This is a genomic window from Brucella sp. NBRC 12953 (genome assembly GCF_040369775.1).
Taxonomy (GTDB): domain Bacteria; phylum Pseudomonadota; class Alphaproteobacteria; order Rhizobiales; family Rhizobiaceae; genus Brucella; species Brucella pseudogrignonensis.
This window is the reverse complement of sequence record NZ_BAABSV010000006.1, coordinates 67,140-83,405: the sequence shown is the minus strand read 5'-3', so window position 1 is coordinate 83,405 and position 16,266 is coordinate 67,140. Positions and strand designations below refer to the sequence as shown.

Here is a 16,266-nt window from a genome sequence, read left to right as displayed (position 1 = left end):
CAAAGGTCATTTGTCATTGTTGAATGTCCCCGCTATCATGCGGACATACGAAATCATTTTTTGGTGTTGGATGTCTGCTGATACGACGGAGAAGAAGGTTACGCGTGCGCCGCGTCGCCGTACGCCTGCTTATGTCAAATCGCTTCGCGGCGTGAAGAACTGGAAGCAAGCCACAGAATGGCTGGCATGGCGAGACATTGAAGACATCGAATGCATCACCCCTGATCAGGCGGGCGTTGCCCGCGGCAAGATGATGCCATCGAAGAAGTTCACATCGAACACTTCGCTGGCGCTTCCATCGGCGGTGTTCATGACCACGATTTCGGGCGATTATCCTGAAGACGGCCATGGCTTCCAATATCCCGAAGACGACGGCGATCTGCGACTCTTACCAGACCTTTCCACCCTCTCCGCCGTGCCGTGGGAATCCGACGCCACAGCGCAGGTTATCTGCGATCTGGTTTATCAGGATGGACGTGCGGTTGAATTCACACCGCGCAACGTGCTGCGTTCTGTCGTTGCTGCCTATAACAAGCGCGGCCTCAAACCGGTCGTGGCACCGGAAATCGAGTTTTATCTGGTCCGCAAAAACCCCGACCCGGATTACCCGCTCACACCTCCGGTCGGTCGGTCCGGTCGCGCCATTGGCGGCGGTCAGGGCTATTCGATTGCTGGAGTCAACGAGTTCGACGAACTGATCGACGACATCTATCATTTCTCTGAAGGCCAAGGCCTTGAGATCGATACGCTGATCCACGAAGAAGGTGCAGCCCAGCTTGAAATCAACCTGCGCCATGGCGATCCGGTTGAACTGGCCGATCAGGTATTTTTGTTCAAGCGCACGATCCGTGAAGCAGCGCTCAAGCATGATATGTATGCAACCTTCATGGCCAAGCCTATTCAGGGCCAGCCGGGTTCGGCGATGCATATTCATCAGTCGATTGTCGACAAGAAGACCGGACGCAACATTTTCTCCAATGAAGATGGCAGTGAAAGCGAAGCCTTCCGCCATTTCATCGGCGGTATGCAACGCCATGTGCCGAACGCGCTCGTAATGTTTGCTCCCTATGTAAACTCTTATCGTCGTCTGACACCGTCCGCGTCGGCTCCTGTCAACGTGAAATGGGGCTACGACAACCGCACGACTGCATTCCGCGTACCGCGGTCTGAGCCGGGTGGTCGACGCGTTGAAAACCGCATTCCATCGTCGGATGCAAATCCCTATCTGGCGCTTGCTGCTTCGCTTGCCTGCGGGCTGATTGGCCTGGTGAACAAAATTGAAGCGGATCAGCCAGCTTCAACCAGCGTCAACACCAAGGAAATCGACCTGCCACGCGGCCTGATCGACGCGGTAGAACTGTTTGAAAATGATCAGGAGTTACGCAATCTGTTCGGTAATTCATTCGTCACAACCTATGCGGCGATCAAGCGTGCCGAATTTGAGACCTTCATGGAAGTCATCAGCCCGTGGGAACGTGAGTTCCTGCTGTTGAATGTTTGAGTTACGGCAGTAGGGCAGTAGGGCAGTAGGGCAGTAGGGCAGTAGGGCAGTAGGATACAAACCCGGGGGAACATGACAGTCAATTCGTATCGTGATCTCCTGGTTTGGAACCAAGCCATGGAACTGGTTACTGCAATTTATAAGCTGACCAACAGCTGGCCAAAAGAAGAGATTTATGGACTGACCAGTCAGGTGCGCCGAGCGGCTGTTTCTGTTCCTGCCAATATTGCCGAAGGTTTCGGACGCGAAAATCGCGGTTCATATCAACAGTTTCTTCGTATCGCTCAAGGCTCCCTCAAAGAAATGGAAACACACCTTCTAATTGCCGAAAGACTGAATTTCACACACAAAGAGACGATGAGCTCAATAATGGAAACGAGTGAAAGCGTAGGCAAGCTATTGCGATTGTTGATCCGGAAATTATCCGATCAATAAAGACATATTGCCCTACTGCCTTACTGCCCTATTGCCCTATTCCGGAGTCGTTGATGCCATATAAGTCCCCAATCTCGCCCGGATTCTCGTGGTACGAAGCGAGTGTTCGAGAACGCCCGCAATATGAAGAACTCGACGGCGCCCGTCAGGCGGATGTCGTGGTTATTGGCGGCGGCTATACGGGGCTTTCAGCGGCTTATCATCTGGCAAAGCAGGGAGCCGATGTCGTACTGATCGAAGCTGCACGCTTCGGTGATGGGGCATCGGGCCGCAATGGCGGCCAATTCGGCACAGGGCAGCGCATGTGGGCCGAAGATCTCGAAAAGCAATATGGCTTTGAACGTGCCAAAGCCCTGTTTGACGTTGCGGAAGAAGCCAAGACTTATTTGCTTGGTTTTGCCCGCGAGCACAATATCGACATGGAATATATGCCCGGCCAGATTTCGGCCGTACATAAGCCGCGCTATCTCAAAAACTATCAGGACCATGCGGAACTGATGGCTACGCGTTTCAACTACCCTCACATTCGCTATGTCGAACGCGACGAAATGGCCACGCTTCTCGGTTCAAACCGCTATCACGGCGGGGTCTATGATACCGGGACAGGGCATATTCACCCGCTGAAATTGCTGGTTGGTCTGGCGAAGACGGCACAAGCTGCCGGTGCGCACCTGTTTGAGAACACCAAAGCCACGAAGATAACGACAGCAAGCGGCCGCGTTGAAGTTCAAACCCCGCGTGGCACGATTTCAGCAAAGAACGCTTTTCTTGCGGTCAATGCGCATGGCGGCGATCTGGAGCCTACGAGCGCTGCCCATGTCATGCCGATCCGTTCGTTCATCGGCGCAACGGCACCCTTGGGCGATAACAGCCCGGTCATTCCCGGCGGGGAGTCGGTTGATGACTCACGCTTCGTCGTTCGCTATTTCCGTAAATCCAAGGATGGTCGTCTGCTGTTTGGTGGTCGTGAAGCCTATACGGCGGACAATCCACGCGACATCAGCGAACATATCCGCCGACAGATCGCGGAAATCTATCCCGCACTCGACAAGGTTGAAATCACGCAGGCCTGGGGTGGGTCCGTTGGCATAACCATGCCGCGCCAGCCATTTGTGCGTGAAGTGATGCCCGGTGTCATTTCCGCAGGTGGCTATTCCGGCCATGGGGTCATGCTCGCCAATTACATGGGCAGGCTCTACGCGGAAAGCATTTCCGGCAAGCGCGACAAGCTCAAGCTGTTTGAAGAGTTACGCATTCCGGCGTTTCCGGGTGGCCGCACGTTCAGGGCACCCCTCCTCTTCCTTGCACTGTCATGGTACGCGCTGATGGATCGGATTTAAAAAAGCAGGCGACACATCTGAGGATGTATCGCCCGCAAGTTTAATTGACCTGTTACTCTAAGTGACACTTACTCAGGCACCATGACTTCATGAATTACGCATCGTGCTTTCCAAAAATCAAAATTGATTTCTAGGCCGATGGTGTAGCCAATCTCTGATAGGTTTCTTCCACGACATCGCGCATGGGCAGCACGCCGCTCATACACAGAAGAGCGTGCATATGTTCCCGTGCGCCTTCATAGCCCATGATCGGCGCGAAAGGTGTCATGGTCACACGCGGTTCATCAGCATAGAGCTGCTGATACTCAGCGAAATTCGTGAAGCTCAGATAGTTTTCGTCGCGCATTAGATAGGTTTCAACCGCCACACCCTCTGCAAAAACCACATCGTGGCTGTCGAGCACGATGTTGTAATAATCGATGGCGTCATCTTCTGAAATGCGTGCAATCGAATGCCCATTGACCAGATCTTTTACGCGGATGAGAACGCCGTCGATCAACAAGGCATGGTTTGGCGAAAGATAAAGATCACGCCGCGGAAGTTTACCGCCAAGCGCATGACGCTTGACGCGGATTGGCATGATGCTCTCATTCCACTCCGCGCCAGAGCTTACGAGACATTGCCACCCAATCCATTTAACCGGCAGCGTTTCACCGCGAACCGTTTTGACAAGATCACCTATCGCCACCTTTTCGACGGGAACAGGCCCCTTTGGCGTATCGATGAGCGTGCCCTTGAGAAGGCAATTGGCGGCCGAACCACCGCCATTCTCCCACCATTTCGTGCCCATGGCGCGCGCAGGCAGTGATGAAATTGACGAAGCCAAAGCGCCAAGCGCCGCAGCTTTTGCGGCCATTCCTGCGGCAGCGCCTAAAAAGTGTCGTCGCGCGCGATTGCGAGGCGAGTGCGGGTTATTATCTGATGACATGGATCCCTCCGCTCTTCGAATGCCAGGCATCGGCTAAAATCAACTTGGATTTTTGCAAAGCACGATGCGTCAAATCAAAAATCTGAAGCTTCCAATCCGTGTTACGCGGATGGTCTGCTTCTGTTGCTTCGCCCCAAGATTACGAATCTGATCATAGCCGATGACCCAACCGAAAATATTCCAGCAATCCGGGCTAAAGCCTCCACGAATAGGCGTAGGCTCTACCTCAAAGGGGGATTTTTTCGGCGGGATTTGAGCGGTCTGAAAACTAGAAAATGTTGATCGAGATTAAGTGGTGATCTGTTTTACCCGTTCCAGAAATGCCCGATGTTCGGAACCACTTCGCATATTCGTTCATTAAAGATGTCTGGACTGCTTTTATTGACGATACTTGCATTTGCTGCGGCAAATCTTGGCTTTGCGCAGCTTTGAAACTGCTTGTGCCCGGAATGAGGAGGACTCGATGCAAAATCCGATCGACAATGCGGGCGAAGAAAAAACTGAACTGAAACGGGTGATGGGGCCCGGTCTTCTTTTACTTTTCATCATTGGCGACGTGCTGGGTACAGGCATCTATGCCTTGACCGGTGAAGTTGCGGCAGAAGTCGGTGGCGTTGTGTGGCTACCCTTTCTGATCGCGTTCGTGGTCGCGCTGCTAACTGCGTGTAGCTATCTTGAGCTTGTCACCAAATATCCGCGTGCGGCAGGCGCAGCACTCTATACGCACAAAGCCTTCGGCGTTCACTTCATTACCTTTCTTGTGGCTTTCGCTGTCATGTCTTCGGGCATCACCTCCGCGTCCACGGCCTCACGCGCCTTTGCTGCAAACTTCGAGGCATCGCTGGGCCTGGCTTTCGGTGAATGGGGCATACCGCTCATTGCAGTCGGCTTTATTGCACTGATTGCGGCCGTCAATTTTCGCGGCGTTGGCGAGAGCGTGAAAATGAACGTCGTTCTCACTGTTGTTGAAGTCACAGGCCTGCTCATAATTATCGGCATCGGCCTCTGGGCAATCGCTGGCGGCCAAGGCGATGTATCGCGCGCCTGGACTTTCGAAACGCCTGAAGGCAGCGGCTATTTCTGGCCTGTTATCGCCGCAACGACCCTCGCCTTCTTCGCGATGGTCGGCTTTGAAGACTCCGTCAATATGGCTGAGGAATGCAAAGAACCAAGTCGCCTTTTCCCGAAAGTGCTCCTCACAGGCCTGGCCATTACGGGTATTGTCTATGTGCTCGTTTCCATTTCGGCCATTACGCTGGTTTCCGCCGCCGAACTTGGTGAAGGCGATACCCCGCTTCTCAAGGTCATTCAAGCTGGTGCACCGGGCTTCCCGATTGGTGTCTTTGCGCTGATCACCATGTTTGCCGTTGCCAACTCCGCATTGATCAACATGATGATGGCAAGCCGCCTTATCTACGGTATGGCGCGTGAAGGCGTGGTTCCGGACGTGTTAGGCAAGGTGCACAAGGGTCGCCGCACACCGCATATCGCGATTATTTTCACTTCGCTGCTGGCAGTTGGCCTTATTCTGTTTGCAGGTGGTGTTCCAGCGCTCGGCGGTACGACCGCATTATTGCTTCTCTGTGTGTTCGCGGTGGTCAATGTCGCAGTATTGGTTTTGCGCAATGATCATGTCGATCACAAGCATTTCCGCACACCCACGATTCTGCCGATACTGGGTGCTATCAGCTGCACATTCCTTGCCGGTCCCTGGACCGGACGCGATACAGAACAATATGCTATTGCCGCTGTGCTGCTCGGCATTGGCGTGGTGCTGTGGTTTGCGACGGTTCGCTATATGCGCGCCGCCAACCAGCCTGCATAATACCAAAACTCTATGAGAATGCCTCATGGAGTTCTGGTTAGTCCGAGTAGCGTTCGAACTTTCTCTAGGCGTGATGCGCCAGCATCTCGAGCCGCCTTGGTATAAGACACGGCTTTCAGACCTTCAGCTTTGATCCATTTGCCTGCATCCAGCAGGCAAGTGAATCAAGCGTATCACGCAGGGTTTTGCCTAACGGCGTCACCTCATATTCCACTCTTGGCGGCATTTCCGGATAAACGACGCGGGTAATCAACCCGCGTGTTTCAAACAGCCGGAGCTGCCGCGTCAGTTCTTTCTGGGTGATCGGCGCGACAGCACGCTGCAATTCACCAAAACGGATGGGACCATCCGTAACGATCAGCCGATACAGGATCGGTATCGCCCATTTTCCAGCAATCAGATTGACGAAATCAACCATGGGGCACCGACTGTCGGTGGACACCTCACTCGATATGTCACCCATGGACGTGATCTCCAGATCGGAAAATTATTCCTTTAGTACCAAATTGGTGCCTACTATACATTGGATACTAATGGACACAATGTCCTTTCTCCCGGAAGCGAAAATGCTTCGGCTGCAGAAAGGTGAATTATGGGTCGTCTCGAAGGAAAATATACGCTTATTACAGGCGGTACGAGCGGTATCGGGCTTGAAACAGCCAGACAGTTCGCCCTTGAAGGGGCGACCGTGGCCATTACAGGCCGCAAGGCAGAAGGTCTGGACTCGGCTGCTCGCGAGCTGCCTGACAGTGTTCTCAAAATCCGAAGTGATTCAGGAGATGTTGCGGCACAGGAGCAGCTTGCACAGACGCTTGCAGAACAATGGCCGCGCCTGGATGCCCTTTACATAAATGCGGGCGACGTCACCCATAGCCCGCTGCAGGACTTTTCCGAAGAGGCCTATGACCGCCTGATGGCGATCAATCTGAAAGGGCCATTCTTTCTCATCAAAGCGTTGCTACCGCTTCTTGCCAATCCCTCATCCGTCATCCTGTGCGGATCGGCCAGCGCACATATCGGCTTACCGCAAAGCAGTGTCTATGCAGCCAGCAAGGCGGGGATTCTTTCGCTCGCACGGACACTTTCCGGTGAACTTGTCGATCGCGGCATTCGTGTAAATGGTCTGAGTCCCGGCCCGACTGAAACGCCGGCTTTTGGCAAGCTGGGACTTGCTGCCGATGAAGAAGAAGCCTTGCGTGCGGATATACGCAAGCTCGTGCCAATTGGGCGGATGGGCAAGCCCGTTGAGCTTGCAAAAGCTGCGGTGTTTCTTGCCTCCGATGAATCGACATTCGTGGTCGGTTCGGAAATTCAGGTCGACGGCGGCGTGAGCAACCTTTGAACGATTGAACGCCGGGGCGCATTCAAGTGATTGACAATGCGTCCCGGCAGGAATAGCAAGGCACCATGATTAAAGCGCTCATCAACACCCGGTCTTATTACGCCCCGCTCATATAGCGGTGTTTTTGCTTTGTCATAGTTCAACCGCTGCATTGCCAGCGGTTTAGTTTGAAGACGGTGCCTCTGGCGATCCAGCCATTCAGAGGTCAGTCTATGTCTTTCGACGAAAATCATCAGCATAAAACAATCGGCATTATCGGTTTTGGTGCATTCGGGCAGCTTATCGCCCGTTACCTCAGCCCATATTACCGTCTGTATGCTTATGATCCTGTCGCAAGACTGGATAATGTTGCAGGCGCGCTCTCTGTAACACTTGCGACAATCGAAGATACAGCCGGTTGCGACATCGTTATTCTGGCAACACCCGTATCAACCCTTGAAGGTGTTGTTGAGGCAATTGCTCCGCATCTGTTGCCCGGCGCACTGGTTATGGATGTCGGATCGGTGAAGGTTGGCCCGGCCAATATCATGCTCAAAGGCCTGCCGGATCATGTCGATATTGTCGCCACGCATCCGTTGTTTGGTCCGCAAAGCGCACGCAACGGGATCGCTGGCCTGAAGATTGCCATTTGTCCGGTTCGCGGCACGCAAGCGCTTCGCATCGGCGCATTCTTGCGCAAGCAACTGGCGCTTGATGTGATTATGACAACGCCCGAAGACCATGATCGCGATGCGGCCATGGTTCAGGGACTCACGCATCTGATCGCTAAAGTGCTGGTGCAGATGGAGCCATTGCCAACGCGTATGACGACGAAGAGCTTCGATCTCATTATGCAGGCCGTCGGCATGGTGCGCCATGATGCACCAGAGGTTTTCCATGCCATCGAACGTGCAAATGACTTTGCACCGCAAATTCGTCAGCGCTTTTTTGAACTGGCTGCTAATCTGAATGAAGAACTCAGCCGAGTCTCTCAAGCATGACTCGATCGGCCTTTATGCGCCCTTTTTGGGCGCATAAAGGCCGATCTAACACTTTATATTTACAGCATAATTTTGTCTTAAACTGATTCAAGTTTATGGAATTCTGCTGTATGGCGCCCTGTTCCAAAGCAATAATGGAAGTTGAAATCATGAATCGCGATACGCTTTACCTTTTGCAGCCGGGGTTTGAAGACCCGGCCTATCCCGGACAAAAATTCTATTGCGAGCATTGTGCCTTGATGGAAGGGGTTCTGGCTTCCTTTCCCGAACTCGGGAAAGACCTCGACATCAAGCGGGTCGCCTGGCCGCGTCCAAGGCATGAAGTCATTGCTCTTGTGGGGGAAGAAAACCAGTCATTACCTTTGTTCATATTGACGAAAGGGGATCGCTCGGTCCATCAGACCGGCGAGAATGAAGGTAATGCTTTCGTTTCGGACAAGGACGCTATTCTCGCAGTTCTTGCCGAGCGGCACGGTTTCCCCAATCCGCATCCATAATCAAAGGTTCACACCATGAGCGGCAAAATACTGATCAGCGCCTGCCTTGCGGGTCATCCGGTCCGTTACAACGGATCGGCAAAGCCGCTTGCACATCCACTTGTCGATAAGTGGCGTGCCGAAGGGCGACTCGTGACAGTTTGCCCCGAATTGATGGCGGGATTCAGCGTGCCGCGCCTCCCTGCAGAAATCGCTGCGGGAGGCGATGGTGAATCCGTTCTTTCCGGAAAAGGCCGCGTCATTGAAGAAACCGGCGGCGATGTAACCGCACAATTTGTCGCCGGTGCTCAGGCCGCGCTTGCTATTGCACAAGCAAATGATTGCCGCTTTGCTCTGTTAATCGATGGTAGCCCGTCTTGCGGCAGTCGCACGATCTATGATGGCAAATTCATCGGCCAGAAGCATTCTGGTGCGGGTGTCACCGCCACTCTTCTTCGCGGCCATGGCATTGAGGTTTTCGCAGATACGGAAATCGAGGACCTTGGTATTCGTCTTCAAGACTTAACTTAGTTCACTCAAAATCCACTCACGAAAAGCCCGGACTTTGGGCATGTTCTTTCGCGCTTTGGGATAGACCAGCCAATAGGCCTGTCCATCATCGCAAAGAAGATCAAAGGGTTGGATCAATTGCCCTGATGCCAGTTCAGCCGCATGAAAGGCAGGCGTCAGGATACCCACGCCCTGCCCGGCTGCAGCGGCTCGCCCTTCCAGATGCTGCGCGCCATACCGGCTGAATGCGTTGCCCTTGATATCGGGGTTTTCAATTCCGGCAGCCTTATACCAGATTTTCCACCATGGATCGGTGGGGTCAACGGCGCGAAGACGCAACAGATCAGCAGGTTCTTTAATACCGCCGACAGATTCAATAAGCTTCGGACTAAGCATCGGTGAAAACTGCGCTTTAATCAGCTCATGCGAGATCATACCGGGCCATTCACCTCGCCCGCTGCGTATGGCCATATCGACATTCGAGGTCGCGAAATCGACCATATCGTTCGATGTATCCAGCCGCACAGCCAGCGCCGGATGCCGCATCTGGAACGATCCCAACCGCTGCACAAGCCAGTTGGCTGCAAAAGTCACCACAGCACTGATCGTCAAAACGCCTTGCGTATCTTCGCGAGCCGATGCAAAGGCGGCCCGCATGGTTTCAAAAGCGTCATTGATGGCGGGAGCAAGACGCTTGCCCAGTTCGGTCAATTCCACCTGGCGCGGCTTTCGCAGAAACAGCGGTGCGCCGACACGCTCTTCCAGCAATTTTATCTGATAGCTGACAGCAGCCTGAGTCATTCCAAGCTCTTCCGCAGCCCGCGTAAAGCTTGCATGGCGGGAGGCGGATTCAAAAACACGAATGGCTGAGAGCGGTGGTAAGGGCGACGTCATAATACATAAGTTCTCCTTATGCATCATAATCGACGTTCGATTGGAAAACAACGCGTTTTTCTGTCATAACTATAGGCACAGTTTAACCGACAGCCCAGCCTCCCACTAGTATGGCGAACCCGAAATTCGTATCACTTTGAAGCAGTTCTCGGAGCGAATTTCGGGTTCTAAGCCATACGAGTAAAATTTTGAATCTAGTGTGGTTTACGGATTTGAAGTTCCTAAACGTGAATGCAACACAAATGATAGGAACTTCAAATCCACCACACTAGGCTCTAAGCTCAGAAAAAATCGAGATCGACCATGCGTGATGTTGAGATCAACTCTTCTACGATTGCCGTTGTTTGCCCTGAAAAAATAGCGTCTTCCGGCCTGCGTGCGTGGATTGCACGCTTGTTCAAGCGGAAGCCGAGCCATTACGTCATCAGCGAGAATTCGCCGGAATATCTGCTGCGCGATGTGGGCATTAAAGAAGGACGACCATCCTGCTTTGACCGTGCTGGACACAAGCTGCCTGAATGGTGAAAGTTATCTGTTTTTACGCATTTCCAGCAAAACCGCTTCGCACTTTTTCTGGAAATGCTTTTAGCCGCTAACCACCGCAAAGCCGCGCGCTTTCAAACCTCGCCGGTCCTCGCGCAGATTATCGATCAGGCGCGACCGGCTTCCTCCAAGATGCGATGTCATCAGAGCTGTCGCTTGCGACGCATCTCCTTCCCGCACGGCATCAAGAATTGCGCGATGCTGCTGCCACGCACGCGCCAGCGCGTCCGCGTCGCGCACTTCAAGCCAGCGCGCCCGTGACAGCCGCTGCATGGCATCGCGAACACCACGGCTGAGAAATTCATTGCCTGAAAGCCGCGCGAGTTCGATGTGAAAATCCATGCCCACACGATGCCATTCCTCGCGCGTGCTTTTGGCATCGCAACTGTTGAGCATTTCGGCAATCGCCTCCACGCCACTGCGATCTTCCAGCGCGCAAGTGACATCGAGGGCAGCAATCTCCAGCGCCTCGCGATAAACGCCTATCTGTTCAATCTCCGATAGATTGATCGGTGAAACGGTCCAGCCGCGCCCTTCCCGCCCGACAAGCCCTTCCGCCTCAAGACGCAAAAGCGCTGCGCGGATCGGCGTGCGTGAAGCATTAAACTGCGCTTCGATCCAGCGTTCGGTCAGCCGCTCACCCGGCCCCAGCTCAAGCCCGAGGATCATATCGCGTAGCTGTTCTTCGACTTGACGCATCTGTGACATTGGACCCTCAATAATTCTGGCGCGCGACTGATTGACAAGCCGTCAGGACAGGCGCATGTGTGTATTCCATTTTGGTATCCCAAAATGGCATACAATGCAATCACGCATAAAAACACGGAACACAGCATGAGCACCCAGCACGCCACAAGCGGCGGCAAGGCCACAATCAACGCGGATGCGAAGAACGCGACCGTCGCAGACGAAATTCACGAACGCTACTGGAAGCAGAACCTTCTCATCTGCCTGATCGGTTCGTTCACCACGCTTGTTGCCATGTCGCTGCTTATGCCGTTCCTACCGCTTTATGTTGAACAACTGGGCGTCGCCGATCATGCCGCTATCGTGCAATGGTCAGGCATTGCCTATGGCGCGACCTTTCTCGCAGCCGCAATTGTAGCTCCGTTCTGGGGCAAGCTCGGTGATCTTTATGGCCGCAAGCTGATGCTGATCCGGGCAAGCCTTGGCATGGCTATTGCCATGTCGCTGATGGGCATGGTCACAGATATCTGGCAGCTCGTCGCACTCCGCCTGTTCGTCGGCATCGCAGGCGGCTATTCGTCCGGCTCCATGATCCTCGTCGCGACCCAGACACCAAAGGATAAGACCGGCTGGGCGCTCGGCGCACTTTCTGCCGGCATCATGGCAGGCAATCTGGCTGGCCCTCTGCTGGGTGGCGCGCTTCCACCGCTGATAGGCATCCGCGCGACCTTCTGGCTGGCGGGCAGCGTGATCTTCCTGACCTTCCTTGCAACGACATTTCTGATCCGCGAAGATCGCAAACCGCCCAAGCGAAACAAGGAACAAAAGAAGCAATCGATATGGGCAGCGGTTCCCGACCGCAGACCGGTCATTGCCATGCTTGCGACCGGTATGTTGTTGATGTTCGCCAATATGTCGATCGAACCGATCATCACCGTCTATGTGATGCAGCTCATGGATGACCAGACCAAGGTCACTCTGATTTCCGGCGTCGTGATGGCTGCGGCAGCGCTCGGCAGCATCCTGTCGGCCTCGCGTCTTGGCCGTCTGGCAGATCGTATCGGCCATACCCGCGTTATCACTGGCGCTTTGGCGATTGCCGCAATCCTGCTGATTCCGCAGGCTTTCGTAACCGAAGCCTGGCAGCTGATCGGTTTACGCTTCCTGATGGGCTTGGCGCTCGGCGGCCTTTTACCCTGCATCAGCAGCGTCATCCGGCACAATGTCCCTGACCGTGTTGCAGGCAGCGTACTTGGCCTCTCTGTTTCGGCGCAATATGTCGGGCAGGTTGCGGGTCCGGTCGCCGGTGGCTTTGTCGGCGGACGCATGGGTATGCCGTGGGTATTTATCGGCACCTGTCTCTTGATGGCGATGGGGGCGCTTTATAATTGGATGGTTTTGCGCAGGGCTTCACAGAACTGACGTATGGCGGGAATAGGTACACCCATCAATTGAGTCCTTTTTGAAAGCCTGACATGACATTCCAACCATTCGCGCCCTTCGATGCACTGGCAGAACAGCTTCTGCCGCACGCCCTGGAGGCAAAAGCCGACGGCTCGCATGATCTGTCCCACATTGCGCGCGTATGGAAAAATGCTGCTGCAATTCAAAAGTCGGAAGGCGGCGACGCGGAAATACTCTTCGCCGCCGCCCTGCTCCATGATTGCGTCAGCGTCGAAAAGAATTCGCCGGATCGCCATCGCGCATCAGGACTGGCCGCTGAAAAAGCGTCCAATCTTCTGCGTGAGCTTGGATGGAATGAAGAACGTATTGCTGCCACCGCCCATGTGATCGAGGCACACAGCTTTTCTGCCAATATCGAGACGCGCACGCTTGAGGCAAAGATATTGCAGGATGCGGACCGACTGGAGGCGATTGGGGTAATTGGTGCCGCGCGCTGCTTTTATATTGCAGGCCGCATTGGCAGCGCACTTTACGACAGCAACGATCCGATGGCCGAAAACCGCCCGCTGGATGATAAAATCTATGCGCTGGATCACTTCCGCACCAAGCTTTTCAAACTTGCCTCCGGCTTCAAAACTGAAACCGGAAGCCAGATGGCGGCGGCACGCCATGAAAAACTGGAAGCCATATTCAATGACTTCCTGAGCGAGGCGGGTTATTAAATCGAGTAACCGCCATCAACATTGAGCGCGGTTCCTGTCACCATCGATGATGCATCCGATGCCAGGAAAAGTGCGGCTTCCGCCACATCTTCCGGTTTGGAGAAACGGCCAAGCGGAATGGTGGCTTTCAGACCTTCACGCGCCTTTGGGGTATCTTCCGCCAGGAACAACCCGAGAGCCTCACCCTCGCTTTCAGCAGGGCAGATGCAGTTGACGCGGATATTCTTCTCAGCAAGTTCAAGCGCCATCGCCTTGGTGGCGCTTACAACCCAGCCTTTGGAAGCAGCAAACCATGTGAGGCCCTTGCGTGGACGATTGGCCATCGCCGATGCGGTATTGATGATGACGCCGCTGCCCTGGTGTTCCATGATCGGCGCGACAAGCAATGTCGAATAATAAATCGCCTTCATGTTGACCGCATTGATGAGATCGAAATTATGCTCATCTACCTCCGTCAAAGGCATGTTACGATGCGTAAAACCGGCATTGTTGACCATGATGTCGATACGACCGAACTTGTCGAATGCCGCACGCGCCAGCCGCTCCATATCATCCTTGCGCGAAACATCAGCCTGCACAGACAATGCATTCTCGCCAATATCGGCTAGCTCGTCTTCAAGGCGCTTCACATTGACATCAGCCAGTACGACCTTTGCACCTTCGGCTGCAAATCGGCGCGCTATGGCAGAACCGAAACCCGATCCCGCACCTGTGATGATCGCAACCTTATCCTGCAGCCTCTTCATGTCATTCTCCTTTTGCGGATGAGAGATATGATCCGCCCGTCAAACCATTAAAAACTTTGTTCAGCACAGCTGTGTTCATGCCTGAATATGGCTCTATGTTGAACATGTCATCTATGCATATGCGGTTAACCGGAATGCAAAGACAGCTGTAATTGGCAACATTCGCGAGAATGTTATATTGGACGGTTGAATTTAAATCGATTAGATTATAGACAAAGGCTGCACGAAAATCGCAATCTGCAATTAGAGCGCCGTACGCCCTCTTGGGCGTACAAAGGACGCTCTAAATTATTCAGTCTACGCATCGTGCTTTCCAAAAATCGATTCCGATTTTTGGGCAGATGCTATAGCACAGTGATTTGCGTCAGAAGTGGAAGAGAGCAATATATGACCAGCCAGATAATACCGGTAGAGCCCTTCGATTGTATCGTTTTCGGCGGTTCCGGCGATCTTGCCGAGCGCAAACTGATTCCTGCGCTTTATCAGCGCCAGCGTGCAGGTCAGCTCAGTGAGCCGACGCGCATCATCGGTGCTTCGCGTAGCGCCATGACCGATGAGGAATATCGCAAGTTTGCCCGCGATGCGATCAACGAGCATGTCAAAGCTTCTGAAATCGACGCCAAGGAAGTCGAGACTTTCATTGCTCGCCTTACCTATGTTGCAGTCGATGCGAAGTCGGAAGACGGCTGGGCCGCTCTGAAAGATGCCATTGGCAAGAAGCCTGAAAAGATTCGCGCATTCTATCTGGCCGTAAGCCCGACGCTGTTTGGCGATATTGCAAGCCGCCTCAAGTCGCATGGCCTTATCACCCGCGACACGCGCATCATCGTAGAAAAGCCGATTGGCCGCGATCTTGAATCCGCCAATGCGCTGAACGACACCATCGGCAGCGTTTTCCGCGAAGACCAGATTTTCCGTATCGACCATTATCTGGGCAAGGAAACTGTTCAGAACCTTATGGCTCTGCGCTTTGCCAATGCTCTTTATGAGCCACTGTGGAATTCCGCGCATATCGATCATGTGCAGATCACGGTTGCCGAAGCCGTCGGCCTTGAAGGCCGTGCAGGCTATTACAACACCGCTGGCGCACTCCGCGATATGGTGCAGAACCATATTCTGCAGCTTCTCTGCCTCGTCGCCATGGAGCCGCCTTCGTCACTCGAAGCCGATGCCGTCCATGACGAAAAGGTCAAGGTGCTGCGTTCGCTGAAGCCAATCACCACGGCCAATGTCGAAGACGTTACGGTTCGCGGTCAGTACCGCGCTGGTGCATCCGCAGGCGGCCCTGTTAAGGGCTATCTCGAAGATCTCGGCAGCGACGATAGCAACACCGAAACCTTTGTTGCGCTGAAGGCTGAAATCGACAACTGGCGTTGGGCTGGCGTTCCTTTCTACATGCGTACGGGCAAGCGTCTTGCATCGCGCGTTTCGGAAATCGTCGTCACCTTCAAGCCGATCCCGCATTCGATCTTCGGCGAAAATGCTGGCAAGGTCGTCGCCAACCAGCTCGTCATCCGTCTACAGCCTGATGAAGGTGTGAAGCAGTGGCTGATGATTAAGGATCCAGGCCCGGGCGGAATGCGTCTTCGTCACGTTCCGCTCGACATGAGCTTCGCCGAGTCGTTCAATGAACGTAACCCGGATGCCTATGAACGCCTGATCATGGACGTTGTTCGTGGCAACCAGACCCTGTTCATGCGCCGCGACGAAGTTGAAGCTGCATGGCGCTGGGTTGACCCTATTCTCAAGGGTTGGGATGTGAACAACCAGCAGGTTCAGGGCTACACGTCAGGCACATGGGGTCCGTCGTCTTCGATCGCTCTTATCGAGCGTGACGGACGGACCTGGCACGAAAGCTGATAAAGCAAAGACCCGGAGACGTTGACAGACATTTCCGGATCAGTCTTTGTGCCAAAAAGAAAGAGCGAGCGCG

General features: G+C 53.9%; 17 protein-coding genes. 12 read left to right on the top strand and 5 right to left on the bottom strand.

Annotation, left to right across the window (positions count from 1 at the left end; translation table 11 throughout):
* The first annotated feature begins 70 nt into the window (after window positions 1–70).
* From ABWV94_RS15410 to ABWV94_RS15400, 3 genes are all read left to right on the top strand, one after another.
* Window positions 71–1,501: a glutamine synthetase family protein gene (locus tag ABWV94_RS15410; RefSeq protein WP_007879682.1), complete on the top strand. Its 1,431-nt coding sequence runs from the start codon at window positions 71–73 to the stop codon at window positions 1,499–1,501.
* 72 nt (window positions 1,502–1,573) lie between these two features.
* Window positions 1,574–1,936: a four helix bundle protein gene (locus ABWV94_RS15405; protein ID WP_112806863.1), complete on the top strand. Its 363-nt coding sequence runs from the start codon at window positions 1,574–1,576 to the stop codon at window positions 1,934–1,936.
* A gap of 53 nt (window positions 1,937–1,989) precedes the next feature.
* The gene (locus tag ABWV94_RS15400; protein WP_353414203.1) at window positions 1,990–3,276 is read left to right on the top strand and encodes an NAD(P)/FAD-dependent oxidoreductase; all 1,287 of its coding nucleotides are present in this window, start codon (window positions 1,990–1,992) and stop codon (window positions 3,274–3,276) included.
* A 130-nt stretch (window positions 3,277–3,406) separates the two neighbouring features.
* On the opposite strand, the gene ABWV94_RS15395 is transcribed toward ABWV94_RS15400, so the two are convergent.
* A complete protein-coding gene (locus tag ABWV94_RS15395; RefSeq protein ID WP_353414201.1) occupies window positions 3,407–4,204 on the bottom strand; it encodes a Hint domain-containing protein in 798 nt (265 codons plus the stop codon).
* 463 nt (window positions 4,205–4,667) lie between these two features.
* Here ABWV94_RS15395 and ABWV94_RS15390 point away from each other — a divergent pair, with 463 nt between their 5' ends.
* Window positions 4,668–6,029 (top strand): APC family permease, encoded by a 1,362-nt coding sequence (locus ABWV94_RS15390; RefSeq protein WP_064321879.1) that lies wholly within the window; start codon window positions 4,668–4,670, stop codon window positions 6,027–6,029.
* Between the two features lie 115 nt (window positions 6,030–6,144).
* Here the strand turns inward: ABWV94_RS15390 and ABWV94_RS15385 are convergent, their stop codons facing one another.
* The gene (locus tag ABWV94_RS15385) at window positions 6,145–6,492 is read right to left on the bottom strand and encodes a winged helix-turn-helix transcriptional regulator (RefSeq protein WP_084479850.1); all 348 of its coding nucleotides are present in this window, start codon (window positions 6,490–6,492) and stop codon (window positions 6,145–6,147) included.
* A 129-nt stretch (window positions 6,493–6,621) separates the two neighbouring features.
* Here ABWV94_RS15385 and ABWV94_RS15380 point away from each other — a divergent pair, with 129 nt between their 5' ends.
* The 4 genes from ABWV94_RS15380 to ABWV94_RS15365 all read left to right on the top strand — a co-directional run bounded on the left by ABWV94_RS15380 (window position 6,622) and on the right by ABWV94_RS15365 (window position 9,358).
* Entirely contained in the window at window positions 6,622–7,371 is a 750-nt protein-coding gene (locus ABWV94_RS15380) for an SDR family oxidoreductase (protein WP_113158200.1), read from the top strand.
* Between the two features lie 212 nt (window positions 7,372–7,583).
* Entirely contained in the window at window positions 7,584–8,351 is a 768-nt protein-coding gene (locus tag ABWV94_RS15375; RefSeq protein WP_194779527.1) for a prephenate dehydrogenase/arogenate dehydrogenase family protein, read from the top strand.
* 149 nt (window positions 8,352–8,500) lie between these two features.
* Window positions 8,501–8,848: a DUF3088 domain-containing protein gene (locus ABWV94_RS15370; protein WP_112806971.1), complete on the top strand. Its 348-nt coding sequence runs from the start codon at window positions 8,501–8,503 to the stop codon at window positions 8,846–8,848.
* A gap of 15 nt (window positions 8,849–8,863) precedes the next feature.
* On the top strand, window positions 8,864–9,358 hold the full coding sequence (locus ABWV94_RS15365; protein WP_353414197.1) for a 2-thiouracil desulfurase family protein: 495 nt from the start codon (window positions 8,864–8,866) through the stop codon (window positions 9,356–9,358).
* Here ABWV94_RS15365 and ABWV94_RS15360 read toward each other — a convergent pair.
* Window positions 9,350–10,231, bottom strand: a complete 882-nt coding sequence (locus ABWV94_RS15360; RefSeq protein WP_353414195.1) for a LysR substrate-binding domain-containing protein — start codon at window positions 10,229–10,231, stop codon at window positions 9,350–9,352. The two genes, ABWV94_RS15365 and ABWV94_RS15360, sit on opposite strands and share 9 nt — an antisense overlap.
* A gap of 303 nt (window positions 10,232–10,534) precedes the next feature.
* Here ABWV94_RS15360 and ABWV94_RS15355 point away from each other — a divergent pair, with 303 nt between their 5' ends.
* Window positions 10,535–10,756 carry a hypothetical protein gene (locus ABWV94_RS15355; RefSeq protein WP_353414193.1) on the top strand — a complete coding sequence of 74 codons (222 nt, stop codon included), beginning with the start codon at window positions 10,535–10,537 and terminating at the stop codon, window positions 10,754–10,756.
* A gap of 60 nt (window positions 10,757–10,816) precedes the next feature.
* On the opposite strand, the gene ABWV94_RS15350 is transcribed toward ABWV94_RS15355, so the two are convergent.
* Window positions 10,817–11,482 carry a GntR family transcriptional regulator gene (locus tag ABWV94_RS15350; RefSeq protein WP_353414191.1) on the bottom strand — a complete coding sequence of 222 codons (666 nt, stop codon included), beginning with the start codon at window positions 11,480–11,482 and terminating at the stop codon, window positions 10,817–10,819.
* Window positions 11,483–11,608: 126 nt separating this feature from the next.
* Between ABWV94_RS15350 and ABWV94_RS15345 the strand changes: the two genes are divergently transcribed.
* A complete protein-coding gene (locus ABWV94_RS15345; RefSeq protein WP_502905182.1) occupies window positions 11,609–12,883 on the top strand; it encodes a multidrug efflux MFS transporter in 1,275 nt (424 codons plus the stop codon).
* A 53-nt stretch (window positions 12,884–12,936) separates the two neighbouring features.
* Window positions 12,937–13,587, top strand: a complete 651-nt coding sequence (locus tag ABWV94_RS15340) for an HD domain-containing protein (RefSeq protein WP_353414187.1) — start codon at window positions 12,937–12,939, stop codon at window positions 13,585–13,587.
* Here the strand turns inward: ABWV94_RS15340 and ABWV94_RS15335 are convergent.
* Window positions 13,584–14,333, bottom strand: coding sequence for an SDR family oxidoreductase (locus ABWV94_RS15335; protein ID WP_064321888.1), 750 nt, complete (start codon window positions 14,331–14,333; stop codon window positions 13,584–13,586). The genes ABWV94_RS15340 and ABWV94_RS15335 overlap by 4 nt on opposite strands.
* A 387-nt stretch (window positions 14,334–14,720) precedes the next feature.
* Between ABWV94_RS15335 and zwf the strand changes: the two genes are divergently transcribed.
* On the top strand, window positions 14,721–16,193 hold the full coding sequence (zwf, locus tag ABWV94_RS15330; RefSeq protein WP_007879705.1) for a glucose-6-phosphate dehydrogenase: 1,473 nt from the start codon (window positions 14,721–14,723) through the stop codon (window positions 16,191–16,193).
* Window positions 16,194–16,266 lie beyond the last annotated feature (73 nt).